The 22,407-nt window shown below is 54.3% G+C and carries 24 protein-coding genes; 10 read left to right on the top strand and 14 right to left on the bottom strand.

Features of this window, described 5'->3' with window-relative positions; genetic code table 11:
- Positions 1–173 precede the first annotated feature (173 nt).
- The 4 genes from RAC60_RS07770 (at position 174) to RAC60_RS07755 (ending at position 4,476) form a co-directional block, all read left to right on the top strand.
- Positions 174–1,457, top strand: coding sequence for an HAAAP family serine/threonine permease (locus RAC60_RS07770; RefSeq protein WP_054634333.1), 1,284 nt, complete (start codon positions 174–176; stop codon positions 1,455–1,457).
- A gap of 159 nt (positions 1,458–1,616) precedes the next feature.
- Complete coding sequence (locus RAC60_RS07765) at positions 1,617–2,711, top strand: ABC transporter substrate-binding protein (RefSeq protein WP_375093218.1); 1,095 nt, start codon at positions 1,617–1,619, stop codon at positions 2,709–2,711.
- Positions 2,712–3,091: 380 nt separating this feature from the next.
- Positions 3,092–3,523 (top strand): RcnB family protein, encoded by a 432-nt coding sequence (locus RAC60_RS07760; protein WP_033737446.1) that lies wholly within the window; start codon positions 3,092–3,094, stop codon positions 3,521–3,523.
- 107 nt (positions 3,524–3,630) lie between these two features.
- Positions 3,631–4,476, top strand: coding sequence for a Cof-type HAD-IIB family hydrolase (locus RAC60_RS07755; RefSeq protein WP_039342908.1), 846 nt, complete (start codon positions 3,631–3,633; stop codon positions 4,474–4,476).
- Between the two features lie 37 nt (positions 4,477–4,513).
- On the opposite strand, the gene RAC60_RS07750 is transcribed toward RAC60_RS07755, so the two are convergent.
- On the bottom strand, positions 4,514–5,662 hold the full coding sequence (locus RAC60_RS07750; protein ID WP_375093215.1) for an iron-containing alcohol dehydrogenase: 1,149 nt from the start codon (positions 5,660–5,662) through the stop codon (positions 4,514–4,516).
- Positions 5,663–5,952: 290 nt separating this feature from the next.
- On the opposite strand from RAC60_RS07750, the gene gntT reads away from it, so the two are divergent.
- Positions 5,953–7,269 carry a gluconate transporter gene (gene gntT / locus RAC60_RS07745; RefSeq protein WP_110267785.1) on the top strand — a complete coding sequence of 439 codons (1,317 nt, stop codon included), beginning with the start codon at positions 5,953–5,955 and terminating at the stop codon, positions 7,267–7,269.
- 52 nt (positions 7,270–7,321) lie between these two features.
- Here gntT and RAC60_RS07740 read toward each other — a convergent pair whose 3' ends face one another.
- On the bottom strand, positions 7,322–7,567 hold the full coding sequence (locus RAC60_RS07740) for a hypothetical protein (protein WP_006118397.1): 246 nt from the start codon (positions 7,565–7,567) through the stop codon (positions 7,322–7,324).
- Between the two features lie 841 nt (positions 7,568–8,408).
- Here RAC60_RS07740 and pagP point away from each other — a divergent pair.
- From pagP to tatE, 5 genes are all read left to right on the top strand, one after another.
- Positions 8,409–8,972 (top strand): lipid IV(A) palmitoyltransferase PagP, encoded by a 564-nt coding sequence (pagP, locus tag RAC60_RS07735; protein WP_033737450.1) that lies wholly within the window; start codon positions 8,409–8,411, stop codon positions 8,970–8,972.
- 150 nt (positions 8,973–9,122) lie between these two features.
- Positions 9,123–9,332, top strand: a complete 210-nt coding sequence (cspE, locus tag RAC60_RS07730; protein ID WP_006118399.1) for a transcription antiterminator/RNA stability regulator CspE — start codon at positions 9,123–9,125, stop codon at positions 9,330–9,332.
- A gap of 311 nt (positions 9,333–9,643) precedes the next feature.
- Positions 9,644–10,075 (top strand): GNAT family N-acetyltransferase, encoded by a 432-nt coding sequence (locus tag RAC60_RS07725; protein WP_033737452.1) that lies wholly within the window; start codon positions 9,644–9,646, stop codon positions 10,073–10,075.
- A gap of 39 nt (positions 10,076–10,114) precedes the next feature.
- Entirely contained in the window at positions 10,115–10,912 is a 798-nt protein-coding gene (locus tag RAC60_RS07720; protein ID WP_375093210.1) for a deaminated glutathione amidase, read from the top strand.
- A 145-nt stretch (positions 10,913–11,057) separates the two neighbouring features.
- Complete coding sequence (tatE, locus tag RAC60_RS07715; RefSeq protein ID WP_006118401.1) at positions 11,058–11,261, top strand: twin-arginine translocase subunit TatE; 204 nt, start codon at positions 11,058–11,060, stop codon at positions 11,259–11,261.
- A gap of 111 nt (positions 11,262–11,372) precedes the next feature.
- Here tatE and lipA read toward each other — a convergent pair whose 3' ends face one another.
- The 12 genes from lipA to lptE form a co-directional block, all read right to left on the bottom strand.
- On the bottom strand, positions 11,373–12,338 hold the full coding sequence (lipA, locus tag RAC60_RS07710) for a lipoyl synthase (protein ID WP_006118402.1): 966 nt from the start codon (positions 12,336–12,338) through the stop codon (positions 11,373–11,375).
- Positions 12,339–12,507: 169 nt separating this feature from the next.
- Positions 12,508–13,164, bottom strand: a complete 657-nt coding sequence (gene lipB, locus RAC60_RS07705) for a lipoyl(octanoyl) transferase LipB (protein WP_006118403.1) — start codon at positions 13,162–13,164, stop codon at positions 12,508–12,510.
- A gap of 173 nt (positions 13,165–13,337) precedes the next feature.
- Positions 13,338–13,601, bottom strand: coding sequence for a DUF493 family protein YbeD (ybeD, locus tag RAC60_RS07700; protein WP_006118404.1), 264 nt, complete (start codon positions 13,599–13,601; stop codon positions 13,338–13,340).
- 103 nt (positions 13,602–13,704) lie between these two features.
- On the bottom strand, positions 13,705–14,916 hold the full coding sequence (dacA, locus tag RAC60_RS07695; RefSeq protein ID WP_006118405.1) for a D-alanyl-D-alanine carboxypeptidase DacA: 1,212 nt from the start codon (positions 14,914–14,916) through the stop codon (positions 13,705–13,707).
- Positions 14,917–15,048: 132 nt separating this feature from the next.
- Positions 15,049–16,185 (bottom strand): endolytic peptidoglycan transglycosylase RlpA, encoded by a 1,137-nt coding sequence (gene rlpA, locus RAC60_RS07690; RefSeq protein WP_058708330.1) that lies wholly within the window; start codon positions 16,183–16,185, stop codon positions 15,049–15,051.
- A gap of 10 nt (positions 16,186–16,195) precedes the next feature.
- Complete coding sequence (mrdB, locus tag RAC60_RS07685; RefSeq protein ID WP_006118407.1) at positions 16,196–17,308, bottom strand: peptidoglycan glycosyltransferase MrdB; 1,113 nt, start codon at positions 17,306–17,308, stop codon at positions 16,196–16,198.
- Positions 17,309–17,316: 8 nt separating this feature from the next.
- Positions 17,317–19,221, bottom strand: coding sequence for a peptidoglycan DD-transpeptidase MrdA (gene mrdA / locus RAC60_RS07680; protein WP_033737455.1), 1,905 nt, complete (start codon positions 19,219–19,221; stop codon positions 17,317–17,319).
- A gap of 34 nt (positions 19,222–19,255) precedes the next feature.
- Positions 19,256–19,726, bottom strand: a complete 471-nt coding sequence (rlmH, locus tag RAC60_RS07675) for a 23S rRNA (pseudouridine(1915)-N(3))-methyltransferase RlmH (protein WP_006118409.1) — start codon at positions 19,724–19,726, stop codon at positions 19,256–19,258.
- Positions 19,727–19,729: 3 nt separating this feature from the next.
- Positions 19,730–20,047, bottom strand: a complete 318-nt coding sequence (gene rsfS / locus RAC60_RS07670) for a ribosome silencing factor (protein ID WP_006118410.1) — start codon at positions 20,045–20,047, stop codon at positions 19,730–19,732.
- Positions 20,048–20,137: 90 nt separating this feature from the next.
- On the bottom strand, positions 20,138–20,779 hold the full coding sequence (gene nadD / locus RAC60_RS07665) for a nicotinate-nucleotide adenylyltransferase (protein ID WP_006118411.1): 642 nt from the start codon (positions 20,777–20,779) through the stop codon (positions 20,138–20,140).
- Entirely contained in the window at positions 20,772–21,803 is a 1,032-nt protein-coding gene (gene holA, locus RAC60_RS07660) for a DNA polymerase III subunit delta (RefSeq protein ID WP_039342893.1), read from the bottom strand. The genes nadD and holA overlap by 8 nt, the downstream gene beginning before the upstream one ends.
- Positions 21,800–22,399, bottom strand: coding sequence for an LPS assembly lipoprotein LptE (gene lptE / locus RAC60_RS07655; protein WP_006118413.1), 600 nt, complete (start codon positions 22,397–22,399; stop codon positions 21,800–21,802). Before lptE ends, holA begins: the two co-directional genes overlap by 4 nt.
- Positions 22,400–22,407: the final 8 nt, after the last annotated feature.

The raw sequence follows: 22,407 nt of genomic DNA, 5'->3' as shown, positions 1-22,407 counted from the left end.
CATTACTTGAACTCAGGTCGTCAGATAGTGTAAAAAAACGCACGCGCAATCGATTACGCAGCGGCAGCCTGAGGCATTCCTGTCGCCCGCGTTTACCTGTTCCCTCTGAGAACGGCCACACTTTTACCCGCAACTGGCCGCCTTTGCGGCTGATGCATACTCTGGAAAAGCTAATGAAAACCTCGCACACCCGCCCCCTGGAATCTGCCCGCATTACAGAAGAAACGGGCTGGCGTAAAACGGATACCGTCTGGATGCTGGGGCTGTACGGCACCGCAATCGGCGCAGGCGTCCTGTTTCTGCCCATCAATGCGGGGATGGGCGGTCTGTTGCCGCTGATAATTATGGCGCTGCTGGCTTTTCCGCTGACATTTTTTGCCCATCGCGCCTTAACGCGTTTCGTGCTGTCAGGCAGTCATCCGGCGGGCGACATCACGGATGTGGTGGAGGAGCATTTTGGAGCTGGCGCAGGCAGGTTAATCACGCTGCTCTATTTCTTTGCTATCTACCCCATTTTGCTGATGTACAGCGTGGCGATGACGAATACGGTCGAAAGCCTGATGGTCAATCAACTTGGGTTGACTGCGCCCCCGCGCGCCTTACTGGCGCTGCTGTTAATTGTGGGCATGATGACGGTGGTGCGCTTCGGCCAGACCATGATTGTCAAGGCGATGAGCGTGCTGGTTTATCCCTTCGTCGCGGTGCTGATGTTGATGGCCGTCTGCCTGATTCCTCACTGGCACGGCGCTGCACTGCAAACGTTGCACAGCGGCGGCGGCAACCTGTGGAGCACCTTGTGGCTGGCCCTGCCGGTGATGGTCTTTTCTTTTAATCACTCGCCGATTATCTCATCATTTGCGGTGGCCAAACGTCAGGAATACGGCGCGCAGGCTGAGCAAAAATGCTCACGGATTCTGGCCTGCGCGCACCTGTTAATGGTGCTGACCGTCATGTTCTTTGTGTTCAGCTGTGTGCTGAGCCTGTCCCCTGATGACCTGCGGTCAGCGAAAGCTCAGAACATTACGATATTGTCCTATCTGGCGAACCATTTTAATGCGCCGCTGATCGCCTGGACGGGGCCGGTAATCGCCATGGTCGCAATCGCTAAATCCTTTCTCGGGCACTACTTAGGGGCACGCGAAGGGTTTAACGGCATCGTTAACAAAGCGCTGCGTAGCCGGGGCAAGACGATTGCGCCTCAGCGGCTGAATCGCCTGACGGCAGGCTTTATGCTGCTGACGACCTGGCTGGTGGCGACGCTCGATCCTAATATTCTGAGCATGATTGAAACCCTGGGCGGCCCGGTGATTGCGGTCATTCTGTTTTTAATGCCGATGTACGCTATTCATCGTGTTCCTGCCATGCGTCAATACAGCGGCAAGCTCAGTAATGTCTTTGTGGTGGCCAGTGGGCTGATTGCCATTTCCGCTATTTTCTATTCGCTTTTGCAGGCGTGACTGACGGGCGGCTGGCAACGCCGCCCTGTGTTTCTGCCGGACAGCGATCCTCTGTTCACGGCTTCAGACGTATTCGTTAAAAAAAGTTTTAAATTTTTTACGAATTTGCATGTTAAAGTTAACGAGAATAATTCTTATTCCTTAACAGGGTTACTAAACATGAAATTCGGTATTTTTGCAGCAACATTGTTGGCCTCAACCGTCTGTTCGGCAACGACGTATCCTGTCACCGTCACCGACATGGATGGCCAGCGTATCACGCTGCAGAAAGAGCCCCGGCACATCATTTTGCAGGACGGGCGCGACATTATGGCGCTGGCGTTGCTGGATCGTGATAATCCGTTCAAACGCATCGTGGCCTGGAACAATCTGCCCAAAAAGCAGGACACGCAAACGTGGGCGCTACTGGAGAAAACCTGGCCGCAGGCTGCCAGTATTGTGGATATGGGATTCAACGATCAGGGACAGGTAAACCTTGAAAGCGTGCTGGCGCAGAAGCCGGATCTGATGATTGCGCAACTGCGTGCCAAACCGGCGCTGATGCAATCTGGGGTACTGACCACGTTGAAAAGCCTGAATATCCCGGTCGTGTTTGTCGATGACGAACTGCATCCTAAGCAAAACACGGTGCCAGGGATAACGTTGCTGGGCAGCGTGCTGAACCGTGAAGCGGAGGCGAAAGCCTATACAGATTTTTATCAACAGCGCTGGCATGCGCTGCAAACGAAAATCGATCAGGTCAAAAACAAGCCTACCGTCTTTATTGAACCTATCGCCGGTAACAGCGACAGCTGCTGTTTTACCCACGCTCACAGCGGCTGGGGCGGGCTGGTTGAGGCGGTCGGCGGCAAAAATATTGGCTCGTCACTGCTGCCCGGTAATGCCGGTTTTGTGTCGCTGGAGAAGATCATCGCCATGAAGCCGGACGTTTACATCATGACCGGCTCGAAACGGTCCAACAGCAACGTGTTGCCGCTGGGCTACGGGGCGAATAAACAGGATGTCGCCACCACTTTTACCACATTACTAAAACGCACAGGGCTGGCGCAGATTGAGCCGGTGAAACAGGGAAAGACCTACGGGATTTATCACCACTTTTATAACCATCCCTACAACATTATTGGTATGGAAATTCTGGCAAAAGATCTTTATCCAAAGCAGTTTAGTGACCTGGATCCTACCGCGGATTACCACAACATTATCCGCCAGTTTACTAAATTACCGGATGCGCCCGTCATGCTGAGTTACCCCTGATACCTTTCCCTGAGGCGCGAACCTGTTGACCGCCGCGTGCAGGCTGAATTATGTGTTGAGTCAGCCTGCATAACGCGCTGCGGTTGAGGCTGATCCGCTTATCGGAAAGGATTCCGTTACGTTGCCGATGACCGCGCGCCTCTGGCTGACGCGCTTTCGTGCCGTTTAACATCATGGTCGGGCTGACCCTGCTCGCCTGATTACGCGTGAGTCTCTGCTGTCCCCCTGTTGTTCTTCCACCTGCGGCGTCGTTCAGCGCGTCCTGAGACACGGCGCTTTCATCTGCTGACTTTTAAGAGTTTTGGCGATACTCATTGTGACGCCTCATGCCGATAGTAGTCATAACGGCGCGTCGTCGCCGTTACACTGGAGGCAGTACCATGAAAAAAATAAAATCAGTTTTAGTGAGTGTCCTTTTAGCATACAGCACCCTGTACAGCCTGCCGGGACTGGCGGATGGCCCCGGTGGTCCTGGTGGCCCATGGCATCATCCGGGACGCGGTCCTGATGGTTTCGGCCCGCCGGGCCTGCGACGCGAAGGACCGCCGGGACCGGGTGGACCGCCACCGCCTGATGCGCGTCGTGACTACGACCACGATCGGTTTGCGTGGGAAGGGCATGAATTCCGGCGCGGCCGACCCGTTCCACGGGAATATTGCGGCGACAGATACCGGATCGATGACTGGCGTGAGCGCGGGTTGAGAGAGCCACCGGAAGGGCAGCACTGGGCGGATATCGATGGTAACTATGTGCTGATTGCAGCGGCCACCGGCATTATCACCTCACTCATCCTCAACAACGCGTTTCATTGATCACCATACAGGGATGGCAGATGCCATCCCTTTTTTATGCCACATGCGCTGCATTATCAGGCTATTCTGACAGTGAATCCTGAACGTTTCCCTGCTAAGGAGTTCTGATGACCACGGTAAAAATGGTTGCCGTTGATATGGACGGCACCTTTCTGGATGACAAAAAGCAGTACAACCGCGCCCGTTTTCTTGCCTGTTACCACCAGCTCAGCCAGCGAAACATCAGGTTTGTGGTCGCCAGTGGCAATCAATACCACCAACTGCGGTCGTTTTTTCCTGAGATCGCCAGCGAGATCGCGTTCGTCGCTGAAAATGGCGCATTGATTATCGACAGGGATGAAGAGCTGTTCTGTGGCGCGTTCTCACGCAGCGACATTGATGCCGTGCTCGATACGTTGAAAAACGGACACTATCCCGACCTGCGTTATCTGCTTTGTGGACGAAACAGCGCCTATTATTTTGAGGGAATGGATGAAACGTGGCTGGTGAAGATGCGTCACTACTGTCACCGGCTTAAGCCAATACGTACGCTTGATGAGGTGGCTGACGATCGGATACTGAAATTTGCGCTGAATCTGTCAGACGATTACGTTGAGCCTTTAATGGCGGATATTGGTCGCCTGCACGCAGGATCGGCAGCAGCCACATCCAGCGGTCACGGCTCGGTAGATTTAATCGTGCCCGGTCAGCATAAAGCCAATGGCCTGAACCTGCTGGCACAGCGCTGGGACATTTCCCACGATCAGGTGCTGGCCTTTGGTGATGGCGGTAACGATCTGGAAATGCTCCAGCAGTCCGGGTACAGCTTCGCCATGCGCAATGCGCCGCAACGGGTAAAGCAAACGGCGCGTTTTTTGGCTCCCGGAAACAATGAGGAAGGTGTCCTGCAGGTGATTGAACAGATGCTGGCAGGGGAAGCGCCGTTCAATACAGCGGCAGCGCAGCAGAGGTAGTGGCCTGATGCGGGCGGGCAAAACGCCCGCCCGTGGGCTACGCGGTGACGGTCCAGGCACGAACAAGCATGTCGTGCATCTCATCTTTACTGTAGCTGATCAGACTGTTTTTACTGTTCGCGCGGGCCAGAATCCAGGCCACGTCCGCTTCGCTCAGCGTCGGGCCATCCAGCCAGAATGCGGTAATCGCGGTACGTTGCAGCCAGGCTTTCAGGTCACGTGCCGGAGAGTCCGTGTGCGTGCCAAACAGCTGCTGATGCATGTCGGCCATCAACTGACGTTGTTCAGGATGCTGGCTCACGGCCAGATGGTCCAGAAATGTGAATAACAGCCTGCCGCAGACTTCGCCATGATGGAAAGGCTTTATCGCCCCCAACTCGCCCGCAATACCGTGAATCACGCCCAGACCGGCAGTGCTCAGGCTGACACCGCCCAGCCAGGAAGCCATCATCATCGCCTCACGCGCCCGATCGCCTGTTTCATCCAACTGGTTCAAGGCCGGCCAGGCCTGGATAAACTGACGCAGCCCGCTCAAGGCCATCTGACGGGTAAAGTGGTTGCCCTTGCCAGACAGGTAGGCTTCAAACAGATGTGTGAAGGCATCGATCCCGCAGGTCGCCAGCACAGTATCGGGGGCGCCTTTGAGTAAGTCGGGATCCAGGATGGCGACCTGCGGCACAAATACCGGATGACGCAGCGACGCTTTGATCTGGATATCCTGCTGGTCGGTCACCACCGCGTTTTGGGTAACTTCGCTGCCGGTGCCCGCCGTGGTCGGAACGGCGATGAGGGGAAGGGTAACCGGGTTGACCGCCGTATCGCCGACTTTTTCCAGATAACGTGCCGTGGAGAGTGGATGCTGAATCATGGCGCTAAAGGCTTTAGCCGCATCCAGTACGCTTCCGCCGCCTATCGCGACGACCCGAACAACATGCCCTCGCCAGCGGGTGACCCAGCCATCAATATCCGCCGGGGAAGCCTCATGGCTGACAATTTCATAACCCACAATATGATCGTTCAGGGTGGTTTTGATACGTGCATAAGCTTCCCCCTGCAAAAATGACCGGCCGCAAAAGAGCAGAGTGGCCTGGGGTTGGGCAGCCAGCAGAGGAATCAGCTTGCTGAGGCTTCCCCGGCCAAAAAGGGTATGTTGATTGCTGTACAGCTCACTCAGATTGTCACTCACCCGCGCATCCTTTTGTCTCTTCGCTAAGCTTTGAGTGTAACGAAAACCCAACGTCAGGCCTCAAGAAACTTTCTGATAGCGGTCGGTTAAAAAGTTGATCATCTTCGCAAAACGTAAATTCATCCACGGCGGGGTGATGCGCGAGTCGGGATGTTACCCTTAACATGTTATCGGTAACAGGGTGTGTCAAAACATAAATGTCACGACATTTCCCTGATTTTAAGCGTCCTCCGGGACCACGATAACCAAGCGGCACTGACATCATTCAGGGCATCAGGTGGAGAAAAATTATGCCATTACTCTATGTGGCGATTGGCGTGGCATTACTGTTACTGCTGATGATTCGCTTTAAACTTAATGGTTTTATCGCGTTGATTCTGGTTGCGCTGGCGGTGGGCGTGATGCAGGGCATGCCGGTCAACAAAGTGATTATTTCAATTAAAAATGGCGTGGGCGGCACGCTGGGCGGTCTGGCGCTGATTATGGGTTTTGGCGCGATGCTCGGTAAACTGCTGGCCGACTGCGGCGGCGCGCAGCGTATTGCCACCACGTTGATTGCGAAGTTTGGCACGCGGCATATTCAGTGGGCGCTCGTGCTGACCGGCTTCATCGTGGGGTTTGCGCTGTTTTATGAGGTCGGTTTTGTCTTAATGCTGCCGCTGGTGTTTAGCGTCGCCGCATCAGCACGTGTCCCGCTGCTGTTTGTGGGCGTGCCGATGGCCGCGGCACTGTCCGTAACCCACGGTTTTCTGCCTCCCCATCCGGGCCCGACCGCCATTGCGACGCTGTTCAACGCAGATATGGGGAAAACGCTGCTGTTTGGCACCTTACTGGGCATTCCAACGGTGATTCTTGCGGGGCCGGTTTATGCCCGTTTCCTGAAAGGCATTGATAAACCGATTCCGGAAGGCCTGTACAACCCCAAAACTTTCACGGAAGCGGAAATGCCGGGCTTTGGGGTCAGCGTCTGGACATCGCTTGTGCCTGTAATACTGATGGCGCTGCGCGCGGTGGCCGAAATGGTTCTGCCTAAAGGGCATGCCTTGCTCCCTTATGCTGAGTTCTTTGGCGATCCCATCATGGCGACACTGATTGCTGTGCTGATTGCTATCTTCACCTTCGGTCTGAATCGTGGTCGCAGTATGGAACAGGTCATGGATACCCTGAGCGACTCCATCAAGATCATCGCCATGATGCTGCTCATCATTGGCGGCGGCGGTGCCTTTAAACAGGTCCTGGTGGACAGCGGCGTGGATAAATACATCGCCGGTATGATGCATGCAACCAGTCTGTCGCCTCTCTTCATGGCATGGTCAATCGCTGCTGTGTTACGTATTGCACTCGGATCCGCTACCGTTGCGGCCATTACGGCAGGCGGCATTGTGGCACCACTGATTGCGACCAGCGGTGCCAGCCCTGAACTGATGGTCATTGCGGTGGGCTCGGGCAGTGTGATTTTTTCACACGTTAACGATCCGGGGTTCTGGTTATTTAAAGAGTATTTTAACCTGACGATAGGCGAGACGCTTCGCTCCTGGTCTGCGCTGGAAACCATTATTTCGGTGTGTGGGCTGGTGGGCTGTTTGTTGCTCTCTTACGTGGTATAGAAATCAGAGCGTAGAAAACAAAAGGGCCGCACAGAACGGGCGGCCCAAAAGGTTAATCTGCATCTTCAAAACCCGCTTTCACCATTTCTTCTCGCAGTGCGCGGGCAATCTCACGGTTACCGCCCGTAACCGGATAAATCACATTGTTGACCACATCATCAAGGTAATGCTCCGCAAACTCTTGTCGGGTCAGTTGCGTGCCGCCTTCATCATTGATGGCGAAAAAACCTTTGATTTTGTCGCCGCTGTACTTTGCCTTAAGGCTGTAGCGGCCCATACTGGTATTAATACTGCTCATAAGGTCTCTCCCTGCTCTGCATTTGGACTGTCAACATTCTCGGGCTTTCCTGTCGGCATAAATTTTAGCCAGGAATAATCTGCAAAACGAAACGGCAGGCCGCACTAAAGCCACGCGATGCGATACTTCTCACAGAAAGAAACCGCTAAAACCGATTATTGCCTTCCGGTATGCGATCACGGCTGGCAAAAAGCAAACGGCAAAATCTCGCCTATACTGTCAGGGGATTGTTTTATTAGGTAAGGGATATGAAATGAAAATAATTTTGTGGATCATCGCCATCATTTTTATCGTCGGACTGCTGACGCTGACAGGCGTGTTTAAGCTCATCTTCTGATCGTGTTTTTACGGGCATCCAGACGGGTGCCCGATGCCTAAAATTTTCCTGTGTGTTGTTTCTTTCCCCTTCGTATTTCAGCCTGCATCTCTGCGTCATCCCGACCGGCTGTGCCATCCCCAGGTATGTTGTGGCCGCAATCGCTGTTCTTCTCATCAAGGCCCTCGTAGCCCGCATAAGCAGGATCAGCGCCCGGTTTCGCCCGGTTTCATAGAGGAGTGTAACAGGGGCAGACCATATTTTAGCGGGTTTCTCAGTAAGCCCGGTTGCCTGTAAGTTGCTGTTTCGCTGGCTGAAGGGCAGGTAAGCGGCTCTTTGCCCTTGCCGTTTGGGATGTGTTCAGATTTTTTACGTTAAAATTTCCCCACTTTTCCGTAACATGAATGATAATTACATGCTGAAAATACCCGGAGAGGGACATGTATCCGGGATCGAGGCGTTTTTCCGTTACTGAGTTTCAGTGTGGAATACTGAATTTAATCGAAACGATACAGGTAGCATGACGTGAATAAATCTCTTTTTTCAGGCCCTTTTTTGGCTCTGTTTGTCTCTTTTTCCCTCCAGGCCGCCACATTTACCCAGCAAATCAAATCCGGCTGGAACACCTTTAGCGATAATGTTCAGCAAACCTGGGAACAACCGCAGAGCATCGATCTTTATGTGCCTGCCATCACCTGGCACAACCGTTGGACCTATGACAGAGAGCATATTGATCGCTACAACGAACGTCCCTGGGGAGCGGGCGGTGGCGTTTCCCGTTACGACGAAAAAGGGAACTGGCATGGTCTTTATGCGATGGCGTTCAAAGACTCCTTTAATCATTGGGAACCCTTTACAGGCTATGGCTGGGAAGCGACCTGGCGCCCGCTCACTAATCAGGCATTTCATTATGGACTGGGCTATACGGTTGGGGTAACGGCAAGGGATAACTGGGGATATTATCCCATCCCGGCTATATTACCTCTGGCATCAGTAGGTTACGGCCCGGTGAACTTTCAAATGACTTATATTCCAGGGACTTATAACAACGGGAACGTGTATTTTGCCTGGGTGCGCTGGCAGTTTTAACTGTCCGCGCCAGTGAATAAGTCACCGAAGGGTAAATAAAATGGATATTTATCACTTTTTCATCAAATCAGGCTGGACAAAACCTTCAGCAATTGCTGTACTAGATGACGACACAGTTTAGTGTCCATTTTTCATGTAAAGGTAATATAGATGTCTAAGATTAAAGGTAACGTTAAGTGGTTTAATGAATCTAAAGGATTCGGTTTCATTACTCCTGAAGATGGCAGCAAAGATGTATTCGTACACTTCTCTGCGATCCAGAGCAATGGCTTCAAAACTCTGGCTGAAGGTCAGCGTGTAGAGTTTGAAATCACTGACGGCGCAAAAGGCCCATCTGCTGCTAACGTTATCAGTCTGTAAGTTAACAGTCAGAATTCTAAAAACCCGCCTTCTGGCGGGTTTTTTTATGCCTGCGTTAATCTGATTTTTGCTGCGGCGAGAACCCTGCTTGCGGTGTTGCTCACTTTAACCTCACGAACTGCTGCTTTCCTGCTGCCTTTCTTAATCCAGCCAGCCGCTTATCCGCCGTCAGGACGGTATTTCAGCGCATAAATTGCGCTACCAGTCACAGATAGCTCCTGTAACATAATTATAACAACCTCCCGAGGCAGCATTTTCGGGCTGATCGGGTTATAACTACCTTTCTACATCGCAGAGGAAGAGGTGACAGGATGAATATTCGCCCCGCCCAGGCCAGGGACAGTTTCGTGTTGAGCGCGCTGTTAAGTGAATTAGGTTATGGCGGCACAGAGTCGTTTATTGAACAGCGCCTTGCCCAGTTGATAACCGATCCCAGTGAAACGCTGCTGGTGGCGGAACACGGTAATCAGGTGCTGGGTTTTCTCTCTATGCACTTCATCCCACAACTGGCCCTGGCCGGTGATTTTGCCCGTATCAGCTATTTTTGTATTGCCGATGGTGAGCGCAGCAAAGGCGTGGGCCAGACGCTGCTTAAGCAGGCTGAAGCGCTGGCGGCGCAACATGGCTGTGATCGCATGGAAGTACATTGTCATGCGTCACGCCTTAAAGCCAACCAGTTTTATGGCCGCGAAGGGTATGTTGAATCACCACGCTACCATGTGAAAGCCTTACAGCCATTATAAGCGCCACAGCAGGGCTGCTGTCGGCAGGGAGGATGACGAATGAAAGTCGCGCTGGGTCAGTTTGTCGTTAAACGGGAATGGCAGGAGAATGCGCAAGCCTGTATAAACATGATGGCACAAGCCCGGGAAGCCAGCGCCGAGCTGCTGGTGCTACCGGAGGCCGTGCTGGCCACAGATATGACCAACCCTGACTGGATACGGGAAGCGGCCCAACCGCTGAACGGCCCGTTTCTGACCCAGTTACTGACCGCCAGCCAGGGGCAGGCGCTGACGACCGTGTTCGGGATGCATGTGCCGGGCGACAGCCATAAAGTCTTTAACGTTCTGGTAGTCATTCGCGACGGCAAGATTCTGGCGGAATACCGCAAGCTGCATCTGTACGACGCCTTTTCAATGCAGGAATCGGCGCGGGTTGAGGCCGGTCAGGACGTGCCGCCGTTGGTGCCCGTGGCGGGCATGAACGTTGGGCTGATGACCTGCTATGACGTGCGGTTTCCGGAAATGGCACGACGTCTGGTGCTGGATGGTGCTGACGTGCTGGTCGTGCCATCAGCGTGGGTCAGAGGACCGCTAAAAGAGATGCACTGGGATTTACTCACCCGAACGCGAGCGCTGGAAAATACCTGTTATGTATTGGCGGTGGGCGAGTGCGGCGTACGTAATATTGGCAACAGTATGGTGATCGATCCGCTGGGCGTACCCATAAGTCGCGCCGCGGAGTCGCCTGCTTTGATCGTTGCCGATCTGGACCCACAGCGCATTGCGGCGGCGCGGGCTCTGCTGCCGGTGCTGGAGAACCGTCGCTTTGCCCGGCCAGAGCTGGATCCGGCGCGTTGATCCCCGAGGCGCAGGGGAACGGGCAAAGCGTAGCGCATAAAATGCGTCGGGCGTTTTCTTACTCTGTTACAGATTCCGCTTGAGGTTGCCCCTAAACTGCGCCTAAATAGTCATTACCGTTATTCGTCAGATTATAAGGTTAAATATGGAAGGTATCAGTATTGCCAAGCTGCTGATTATCGGTGCGCTTATCGTACTGCTTTTTGGCACCAACAAGTTACGCTCTCTGGGTGGCGATCTGGGCTCCGCAATCAAAGGCTTTAAAAAGGCTATGAAAGACGAAGATTCCAGTGCAGCACGTACCTCAGCGGAAGAAACCCCTGCAGAACGCGTTTCTCATAAAGAGTAAGACCGCGTCAGAATGACAGAAGTGTTACTTTTTATTTCTGACTGCAGAAAAAAACCAGATTGCGGACAATCTGGTTTTTGTTTTTTCTGCACCTGACACAACGGCAAATGCTTATTTCACTTCCAGCCCTTTTGCCTGCATATCCGCGTGATAAGAAGAACGCACAAAGGGTCCACAGGCCGCGTGGGTAAAGCCCATCGCCAGCGCTTCTTCTTTCATTTCATCGAACTCCGCCGGGCTGACATAACGCTGAACAGGTAAATGGTGACGGCTGGGCTGCAAGTACTGTCCCAGAGTAAGCATTGTCACACCGTGACGACGCAGATCGCGCATGACCTCAATGATTTCAGCATTGGTTTCACCCAGACCAACCATTAAACCGGATTTCGTCGGTACATCAGGATGCGCCTCTTTAAAACGCTCCAGCAGCTTCAGCGACCATTCATAGTTGGCACCCGGACGCACCTGACGGTATACACGCGGCACGTTCTCAAGGTTGTGGTTAAACACATCCGGTGGGGTGGCAGTCAGAATCTCGAGCGCACGATCCATGCGGCCACGGAAGTCGGGTACCAGCGTTTCGATCTTGATATTAGGGCTTTTTTCGCGGATGGCGGTAATACAGTCCGCAAAGTGCTGAGCACCGCCGTCGCGCAGATCGTCGCGGTCCACGGAGGTGATTACCACATAGCGCAATGCCATGTCGGCAATGGTCTGTGCCAGCTTACCGGGTTCATTCGCGTCGGGCGCGTTGGGGCGACCGTGTGCCACATCGCAGAACGGGCAACGGCGGGTACAAATTGCACCCAGAATCATAAAGGTGGCGGTACCGTGGTTAAAGCATTCGGCAAGGTTAGGGCAGGAGGCTTCTTCACAAACAGAGTGCAGACCGTTTTTACGCATCGCCGCTTTAATGCCCTGAATACGACTGGAGTCCGCAGGCAGTTTGATTTTCATCCACTCCGGCTTGCGTAAGATTTCTTGCCGGTCAACGGCCACGGTTTTCACCGGGATCAGCGCCATTTTGTCTGCGTCACGGTATTTGACGCCGCGTTCCATCTGAATTGGTTTACTCATAAATCAGCAGGTTCCGGTCGGATTGCGATTTGAAAGCTGTCTCACTCAACCCGAGAAGGCGGCTTTCAACTTTATTTGAAAAAAGTGCAAAAATTATATCATCTCAGCGGCCAGGAAGCAGCCACAGACGTGCGTGATAAGTTACATATTTGTAAATACGCACGCACCGTCAAGGTAAGGCCGGTTCCGCCTCATGCCATTCCACCTGCTGATAACCTAACTGGCGGGCGAAGGTCTCGGCAAGCCGTGGGCGGACATCCGCCAGCGTGACCTCCGGGCAAAAATGTTTTAACTGCGTCATGTGCATGCCCGCGTAACCGCAGGGGTTGATACGCAAAAACGGGCTGAGATCCATATCGACATTGAGAGCCAGCCCATGAAACGAGCACCCTTTGCGAATGCGCAGGCCCAGCGAGCAGATTTTTTCTTCTCCGACATAAACGCCGGGTGCATCGGCGCGCGCCCGAGCCGCCACACCAAAGCTGTCCAGTACGGCGATCACCGTTTCTTCTAACGCGGTGACAAGCTGACGCACGCCGGTTTTGCGACGTTTAACATCGATCAGCACATACATGATCTGCTGGCCCGGACCGTGATAGGTCACCTGGCCGCCGCGATCGCTCTGTACCACCGGAATCGAGCCGGGCATCAACAGGTGCTCGGCTTTGCCTGCCTGGCCCTGGGTAAAGACCGGCGGGTGTTCAACCAGCCAGACTTCATCACGGCTTTCGGCGTCGCGCTGGTCGGTGTAGCGATGCATCGCGTCTGAGGTTAACTGCCAGTCACATAAACCAGGCTGGCGAATAAGGAGCGTTTCAGCTGACAAAACGAATATCCGTTAAGAGGGCAGAGGCTGAGTATAACGCCGGCCGCGCGGAAGTGAAATGATGAGCGTAAAAGGAAGGCTGAGGCGTTTTCCGCCGCACCGGCGCGGTCAGCAAACAAAAACGAGCCAGCAGGTAGCACCGACATGGCCCGTTGGCAGTATGACTGACAGTGTTACAACACCATGCGCACGATTTCAATTTTGCCCAGTTCTTCATACAGGGTTTCAACCTGTTCGATATGTGTCGCATTAATGGTGACGTTGACCGAGTGATAGTTACCCTTGCTGCTCGGTTTCACCTCAGGGCTGTAATCGCCGGGAGCATGGCGCTGCACCACTTCAAGCACCAAATCAACCAGCTCCGGTTGTGCCAGCCCCATCACTTTATAGGTAAACGGGGTCGGGAATTCGAGCAGTTCATTCAGTTTGGTTTTCATAATCACTCCGGTACTTAAAAAACAGGCTCCCGCCGAAGCGGGAGCATCATATTAACCTGTAATGGGGGCGAGGTGGCGGTTTTTCAACCGCCGCCATGCACCTTTAACCAAACCAGTGATGGAACATCAGTTTGATGTAGTCAACGATACGGCTAAAGAAGCCGCCTTCAGAGACTTCGTTCAGCACCACCAGAGGGCGTTGATCGATGGTTTTGCCATCTAACTGGAAGTTGATGCTGCCCACAACCTGATTTTTCTTCAACGGCGCATGCAGTTCAGTATTGCTCAGCACATAGCTGGCTTTCAGGTCTTTCATACGGCCACGAGGAATGGTCAGATACGCATCTTTTTCCACGCCCAGCTGTACGCGATCGCTGTTACCAAACCACACGGGCTCAGAGGCAAACTCTTTGCCGGCTTTCAACGGTGCAACCGTTTCAAAGAAGCGGAAGCCCCAGGTCAGCAGCTTTTTGCTTTCGGTTTCACGGCCCTTAAAGGTATGTCCACCCATTACGGCGGAAATCAGGCGCATCTGACCTTCTGTCGCAGAGGCAACCAGGTTATAGCCCGCCGCTGCGGTGTGGCCGGTTTTGATCCCGTCGACCGACAGACTGGTATCCCACAGCAGACCATTACGGTTCATCTGGCGAATGTTGTTGAAGGTAAACTCTTTTTCTTTGTAAACCGCATACTCTTCCGGCACATCACGGATAAGCGCCTGACCAATCAACGCCATATCACGGGCGGAGCTGTATTGGCCTTCGGCGTCCAGGCCATGGACGGTCTGGAAGTGCGTGTTCTGCAGACCCAGCGCTTTCACGTAGTTGTTCATCAGCCCTACGAATGCATCCTGGCTGCCGGCAACATAGTCCGCCATCGCGACGCAGGCATCATTACCAGACTGCAGGACGATACCGCGCGTTAACTGAGAAACCGGTACGCGATCGCCGGGTTTCAGGAACATCAGTGATGATCCTTTAAAGACCGGATTGCCCGTTGCCCAGGCATCCTGACCAACAGTCACCATGTCGTCCTGATGAATTTTCCCGGCTTTCACTGCCTGACCGATCACGTAGCTGGTCATCATCTTCGTCAGACTGGCAGGATCGCGGCGTGCATCGGCGTTCTTTTCAGCCAGCACTTTACCTGAGTTGTAGTCGATAAGAACGTAGGCTTCCGCATCAATATCCGGAACGCCCGGAATCATGGTCTTAAGATTGACATCATCAGCAATGGCGGCATGGCTGAGAGAGAAAGCGATCAGTGATCCCACTGTCAGGCGTTTTAACAAACGAGAAGGTTTCAGCGTGTTCATGTGTGGGACGACAACATCCATGGGTTTAGGGTTAAAAAAAGTCATTCATCATAACAAATGCCTGATTAACAGGCATCCGGCTTGATAACTGGGTTGTTAACAGACGTTACCAGTCATGAGTAAAGCTGTTGTTTAACGACCTGCGGTGGTAACAAAAGCCGCGCTCTGGCCCTCACGGCTCAGGCGCTGCTGTAGCGCCACAGCTTCGGCACGGGTTTTGTAACCGCCGAGCTGTACGCGATAGACGTTGTTCCCCGCGTTTTCCACTGCGCCGGGTACGCCGAAGCGCTGGCGCAGGCTGCTGAGCAGCTGGCGCGCACGTGCTGCATCATTGATAGCGCTGACCTGGACGACATAGCCGGACAGCGAAGCGCTGCTGCTCTGGCTGGATGAAGCAGCATGAGGCGCGGCGGCGCTGGCAACCACCGGTGCGGCAGCGGCAGTGGCGGGGGCCGCCTCTGGCTCACTGCCTTCCAGAACACCGCTCGGTAAGGGCTGAGGGGCCCCCAGGAAACCACTGCTCTGAACGGGCGCGCCCATGGCATTGTCCGTTTTCAGAGTCGCATTACTGATAGGCGACACGTCCTGTGCGGCAGGTGCCGTTTCCATTGCTGGTGCCGTTTGCGTCTGACCGCCGCCGTTCATGACGGAGGGCGAACTCATGACGGGGCCGTTCAGATCGGGACGCGCGGGCAGGGCGTAACTCTGTTTTGCCACAACAGTGCCGATAGTACCCGGACCCGAGAGCGTGCCATCTGGCGCGACGCTGATGTAATCCACGCGGACGCGGGTGTTATTGGAGATGTTCAGACGATCACCGGCCGCACGTGACAGATCGATAATGCGTCCTGGCGTGTAAGGGCCACGATCGTTAACGCGCACGACAATCTGACGTCCGTTGGCCAGATTCGTGACGCGCACATAACTTGGCAGCGGCAGTGTCGGATGCGCGGCGGTCAGGGCATCCGGATCAAAAGGCTCGCCGATGGCGGTACGGCTGCCCTGGGCTTCATCGCCATACCAGGCTGCTAATCCGACTTCACTGTAGTTAGCCGGATTTTTGATGATGTGATAAGTCTTGCCATTGACGCTGTAGTCCTGACTGGTCGACGGATTGACCGGCTCATAACGCGGCTCAACGCCAGGAATTTCCACCACCGGGCCATTGTAGGCGGGCTGGGGTGGAGCACTCTGCTGTTGCGGTTCCTGGGTAGAACATGCAGCCAACACCATTGAAGCCAATACAACGCCAAGCCAGTCCTTACGCATCTGCGACCTCTTAAACACTTTTAGATAACATTTTTCGGTGTGTGTGGATCGACATTACGATGCCAAATCCCGCCATAAGCACAATAAGCGCCGAGCCGCCATAGCTGACCAGCGGCAGCGGAACGCCAACCACCGGTAAGATACCACTAACCATGCCAATGTTAACGAAAACATAGACGAATAAAATCAACATTAATCCGCCCGCCATGACGCGCCCAAAGGTGGTCTGTGCCCGGGCGGCGACGATCAGGCCGCGCATGATTAACAGCAGGTAGAGCACCAGCAGTAACAACACGCCGACCAGACCCAGCTCTTCGGCCAGCACGGCAAAAATAAAGTCCGTATGACGTTCCGGCAAGAATTCCAGCTGTGACTGAGTACCGTGCAGCCAGCCTTTACCGCGCAAGCCGCCGGAGCCAATGGCGATTTTTGACTGAATGATGTGATAGCCCGCGCCCAATGGGTCGCTTTCCGGATCAAGCAGCATCATCACGCGGTCTCGCTGATAATCATGCATCAGGAAGAACCACAGGATAGGAATAAAGGCTGCGACCAGCAGGACGGCAATGCCAATCAGTTTCCAGCTCATGCCCGACAGAAACAGCACAAACAGCCCGGACGCGGCGATGAGAATCGAGGTGCCGAGGTCAGGCTGTGCGGCCACCAGCAGTGTGGGAAGAAAAATCAGCACCAGCGCAATTGCGGTATTCTTCAGGGTAGGTGGACAGACATCGCGGTTAATAAAACGCGCCACCATTAACGGCACCGCAATTTTGGCGATCTCGGAAGGCTGAAAGCGGACAAACCCCAAATCCAGCCAGCGCTGTGCGCCTTTACTGATTTGCCCAAAAGCATCCACCGCGATCAGCAGAATGACGCAGATAATATACAGATAAGGTGCCCAGCCTTCATACACTCGCGGCGGGACCTGCGCCAGCACCAGCATCACCACTAATCCCATGGCGATCTGGCCCAGTTTACGTTCCATCATGCCGGGATCCTGGCCGCTGGCACTCCAGATAACAATGGCGCTGTAGGTCAGTAGCGCAAGGATGATCAGCATAAACAGCGGATCAATGTGCATGCGCATCCAGATCGTCCGCTTCTGCGGGCTGTCATTCATCGACATGATTATTCACCTTCATAGCCAGGTGGTGTAGGCGCAGCATCCGGCAGGACAGTATTGTTATCGCCTAACATAATGTGATCCAGAATCTGGCGCATGACCGTGCCCACTGCCGGACCGGCCCCGCCGTTTTCCAGAATCATGGTGACGGCAACGCGTGGTTTATCGTAAGGCGCGAAAGCGGTCATCAGCTTATGGTCACGTAAGCGTTCAGCGATTTTATGCGCATTATACGTTTCGTTCTCTTTCAGACCGAAGACCTGTGCGGTACCGGACTTCGCGGCAATTTTGTAAGGCGCATCGGCAAAGCTTTTGTGGGCCGTGCCGTTTGGCCGGTTGGCGACGCCGTACATGCCGTCTTTGGCAATTTCCCAGTAGCCAGAGTGGATATCGCCAATCGGCTGGGAAGGCGGCTGACGATAAGGCACCAGCGTACGGCCTTCACGGGTCGCGCGCAGCAAATGCGGCACTTTGATGATGCCGTCGTTGATAAGAATCATCATCGCTTTGTTCATCTGCAACGGTGTCGCTGTCCAGTAACCCTGACCGATGCCGACTGGAATGGTATCGCCTTGATACCAGGGCTTTTTAAAGCGACGCATTTTCCAGTCACGCGTCGGCATGTTGCCAGCGCTTTCCTGAGGCAGGTCAACGCCGGTGCGCATGCCATAGCCAAATTTCGTCATCCACTCCGACAGGCGATCGATGCCCATGTCATAGGCAACCTGATAAAAGAAGGTATCAGCGGACTCTTCCAGCGATTTGGTGACATTCAGGCGACCATGTCCCCATTTTTTCCAGTCACGGTAGCGTTTCTCGGAGCCGGGGAGTTGCCACCAGCCAGGATCGAACAGGCTGGTATTGCGGTTAATCACCCCCGCACTCAGGGCGGAGACGGCAACATAGGGTTTAACGGTAGAAGCAGGCGGATAAGCGGCCTGAATCGCGCGGTTATAGAGTGGGCGATTTTCATCGTTCAGCAAGCCGCGATAGTCTTTGCTGGAAATGCCGTCAACGAACAGGTTGGGATCGTAGCTGGGGGTCGACACCATCGCCAGAATCTCACCGGTGCGCGGATCGCTGACCACGACCGCTGCACGACTACCGGCCAGCAGCGTCTCGATATACTGCTGCAGTTTGAGATCGATAGTCAGATAAATATCACGACCGGCCTGGGGCGACTGCTCGTGCAACTGCCGTATGACCCGGCCACGGTTGTTAACTTCGACCTCTTCATAGCCGGTTTTGCCATGCAGCAGGTCTTCGTAATAGGCTTCGATACCGAGTTTGCCGATATCATGCGTCGCCGCATAGTTGGGCCATTTTCCCTCTTTATCCAGACGGGCTACGTCGCGGTCGTTAATTTTCGACACATAGCCCACAACATGAGTCAGTGTCTGGCCATAGGGATAGTAGCGGCGCTGGTAGCCTTTCACTTCTACGCCAGGAAAGCGATACTGATTTACCGCAAAGCGCGCCACCTGCACCTCATTCAACCCAGTTTTAACCGGAATCGACGTGAAGCGGCGTGAACGTTTACGCTCTTTTTCAAACGCCTCGATATCCTCATCGGTGAGTTCGAGGACCGGACGCAAATTTTGCAGGGTTTGTTTCAGGTCATCGACCTTTTCCGGCACCAGTTCTGCCTGGTAAATGGTCCGGTTCAGGGCCAGCGGCGTACCCGTGCGGTCATAGATGATGCCGCGGCTGGGCGCGACCGGCACCAGTTTGATTCGGTTTTCGTTGGAGCGGGTACTGTAATCGTCGAAACGTAAAATCTGCAGGTGATAGAGATTAACCACCAGCACGGAGGAGAGCAGTAAGACGCCGACAAAAGCAATAAAAGCCCTGCGGACAAAGACTTTTTGTTCGGCGCTGTAATCGCGAAAGGCGTTGCTTTGTAATTTCATCCGCTACTTGTAATGTCTGGAGTGAGCTTATCGGTTATTCACGATGATAAGGATGATTTGTCGTAATGCTCCATGCGCGATAGAGGCTTTCGGCAACCAGCACGCGCACCAGCGGATGAGGCAACGTTAAGGCCGAAAGCGACCAGCTCTGTTCCGCCGCCGCTTTGCAGGCTGGCGCTAACCCTTCCGGGCCGCCAATCAGCAGGCTGACATCGCGGCCATCCTGTTTCCAGCGTTCCAGCTGTTGGGCCAACTGTGGGGTTTCCCAGGGCTGTCCGGGAATATCCAGCGTGACAATCCGGTTGCCTTTACCTGTGGCGGCCAGCATCGCTTCACCTTCCTTTTCCAGGATGCGTTTGATGTCGGCATTTTTACCCCGTTTGCCCGCCGGAACTTCCGTCAGTTCAAACGGCATGTCTTTGGGAAAACGACGCAGGTATTCCATAAAACCGGTCTGCACCCAGTCAGGCATTTTGGTGCCGACGGCAACAAGCTGCAATTTCACCGCTTAACCCCAGAGCTTTTCCAGTTCATATAACTGACGGCTCTCTTCCTGCATCACATGCACGATGACTTCACCGAGGTCGACCACAACCCAGTCAGCGGCCGTCTTGCCTTCAACGCCAAGCGGCATCAGGCCGGCGGCGCGGGATTCCTGCTCAACGTGTTCAGCGATTGAGGTAACGTGGCGCGTCGAGGTGCCGGTGCAGATGATCATGAAATCAGTAATGCTTGATTTACCCTGAACGTCGAGGGTGACGATGTTCTGACCTTTCAAATCATCAATCTTATCAACAACGAACTCTTGGAGTGCTTTACCTTGCAAAAGGTTCCCCTTTAAAAACTGGTGAGAGCGGGCTGGCTGACGCCCGGGATACAGCCGAAAAATTTAGCGGCGTAGTATATCACGCCCATATCAGTCGCGATATAAGCCGGCGCGGTCGATATAGTCGATTACCGAGGCGGGCAGTAAATCGTCACAGGCGAGATGCTGATGACGACGCTTGCGAATTTCGGTAGCTGAAATGGCATAGCGCGGGGTTTCTGCCAGCCAGATGCCGCCGGCCGGACGCTGCTGCAGTTCCTGAGGATCGTGGATCACGTGTCTGTCCAGCCAGTCCTGCATGTCCGGCGTCGCCATCTCAGTCGGATAGCCTGGTCGCTGGCACACCAGCAGATGACACAGGCTCAGTAAATCCTGCCAGCGATGCCATTTTGCAAGCGTCAGTAATGAGTCCTGACCGATAATAAACCCTAACGGCTGATCGCCACGTTCAGCCCGTATGGCTTCTAACGTATCGACAGTCCATGAGGGCGTGTCCCGTTGCAGTTCGCGCGTATCGATATCAAAAAGCGGCAGATCGCGAATAGCGCACCGCAGCATCGCCAGGCGCTGTTGCGGACTGGCTTCCGGCTGCGGCCGGTGCGGCGGCACATTGTTGGGCAACAGGGTAACCCGGGCCAGGCCAGTTTGCTGCGCCAGCGCTTCTGCCGGGCGTAAATGGCCAAAATGGATCGGGTCGAAGGTGCCGCCAAACAGGGCGTGTAAATCAGACATGGGCAAAACTCGCGGGAAAAGCACGGTTGGCAATCAGCATCGACAGCGTTTGCAACTGTGGCCAGACCGATTGTCCATAATCCTGTTTCAGCGTAATTTCGATTTGCGTCAACAGATGGATTGCCTGTTGTAAGCGCGCTGCATCAAGGCGCTGCAACGCCTCAGTAAAGAGAGGACGGCGATTTTGCCAGATGCGCTGTTGATCCATCAGTGTACGCAGAGGTTGCTGTGTCTGATGACGTTGCAGGTGCAGCAGAGTCATCAGATCGCGCTGCAGCGTCCGCAGCAATATCGTCACTTCGCTGTCTTCACTTTCCAGCTGTTGCAGGATATGCAGTGCGCGACGGCTCTTGCCTGCCAGTAGCGCGTCGACCCAGTGATAAGGCGTAAAGTGCGCGGCATCACTGACTGCGGCTTCAACGCGCGGTAGCGTGAGCTTGCCATCGGGCCACTGAAGAGACAGACGTTCAAGTGCCTGCGCCAGCGCCAGCAGGTTACCTTCGTAGCAGTAACAGAGTAGCTGGACCGCCGCATCGTCGATCGCGAGCCTCATCGCTTTGGCCCGGCTGGTGACCCAGCGCGGCAGTTGAGCCTGCTCCGGCGTCTGGCAGGGGACCAGCACCGCATGGGCTGACAGCGCTTTAAACCAGGCGCTGTTTTCCTGCGCTTTGCTGAGTTTCGCCATCCGGCAAATCAGCAAAATATCCTCATGAAGCAGCGAGGCGAGCGTGATCAGATGTTCGGCGATGGCGGCATTGGGACCATTTTCAGGAAACTGCAATGTAAGCGTCTGTCGCTGAGTAAACAGGCTCATTGACTGGCAACTGACAAACAGGCTGTCCCAGTCTGTTTGTGCATCCAGGGTGAAACTCACATGTTCTTCAAAGCCCTGCGCCACGGCGCTGGCGCGAATGGCATCCGCACTTTCCTGCAACAACAGAGGTTCATTGCCGGTTAATAAATAACAGGCGCGCAGCCCCTCACGGAGCTGCGCGCTGAGTTGTTCCGGATAAATCCTGATCATTGCGTCAGGGGTGCCGCGGAAGAGGCCGTTCCCGCAGCAGAGTGAACCGGTTTTGCCACCGTTGACGAAGAGGATGTCTGCGGGCTGTCCATCTGGGCCGCATGTACCGCCAACAGCTTACGAACCAGTTGTTCGGCTGCACGTTGACGCATCTCCTGGGTGATCATGTCCTGTTCCGCATCTTTCGCCAGGGCCGCGTTCGGGTTATCAAAGAACGAGCGATAAACGGTCGTGCTGATAGGGTAGATCCCTTTGTTGGGAATCAAGACCTGAGCCGTAACCACCATCGCCATCTGATATTCAGCGGTGGTGCCGCTGATGAAGACGGATGCGGTGCTTCGACCCTGAGATTCCCCGCCCAGACGCAGGGTCGGTACGACCATGCTGTTTTTCTGCGTCGCTTCAACGATGTTAACGTTGTTGATTCGCAACTGCTGACGCACCACGCGCGTCAGCGGCCCGTAAGGATCGCCCGTTTCTAAGACCAGCGTTCGCAGTTCCGTCGGCACCTGAGTGGTGCCGCGCGGGTGAAAACCACAGCCAGCGGTGATCACCGCCGCCAGCATGACAAACAACCTGATAATCGGATGTCGCACAGTTCCTC

The organism is Pantoea sp. BR_17 (genome assembly GCF_041955125.1).
Lineage (GTDB): Bacteria > Pseudomonadota > Gammaproteobacteria > Enterobacterales > Enterobacteriaceae > Pantoea > Pantoea stewartii.
The sequence above is the reverse complement of the archived record's forward strand: the minus strand, read 5'-3'. Positions and strand labels throughout refer to the sequence as shown.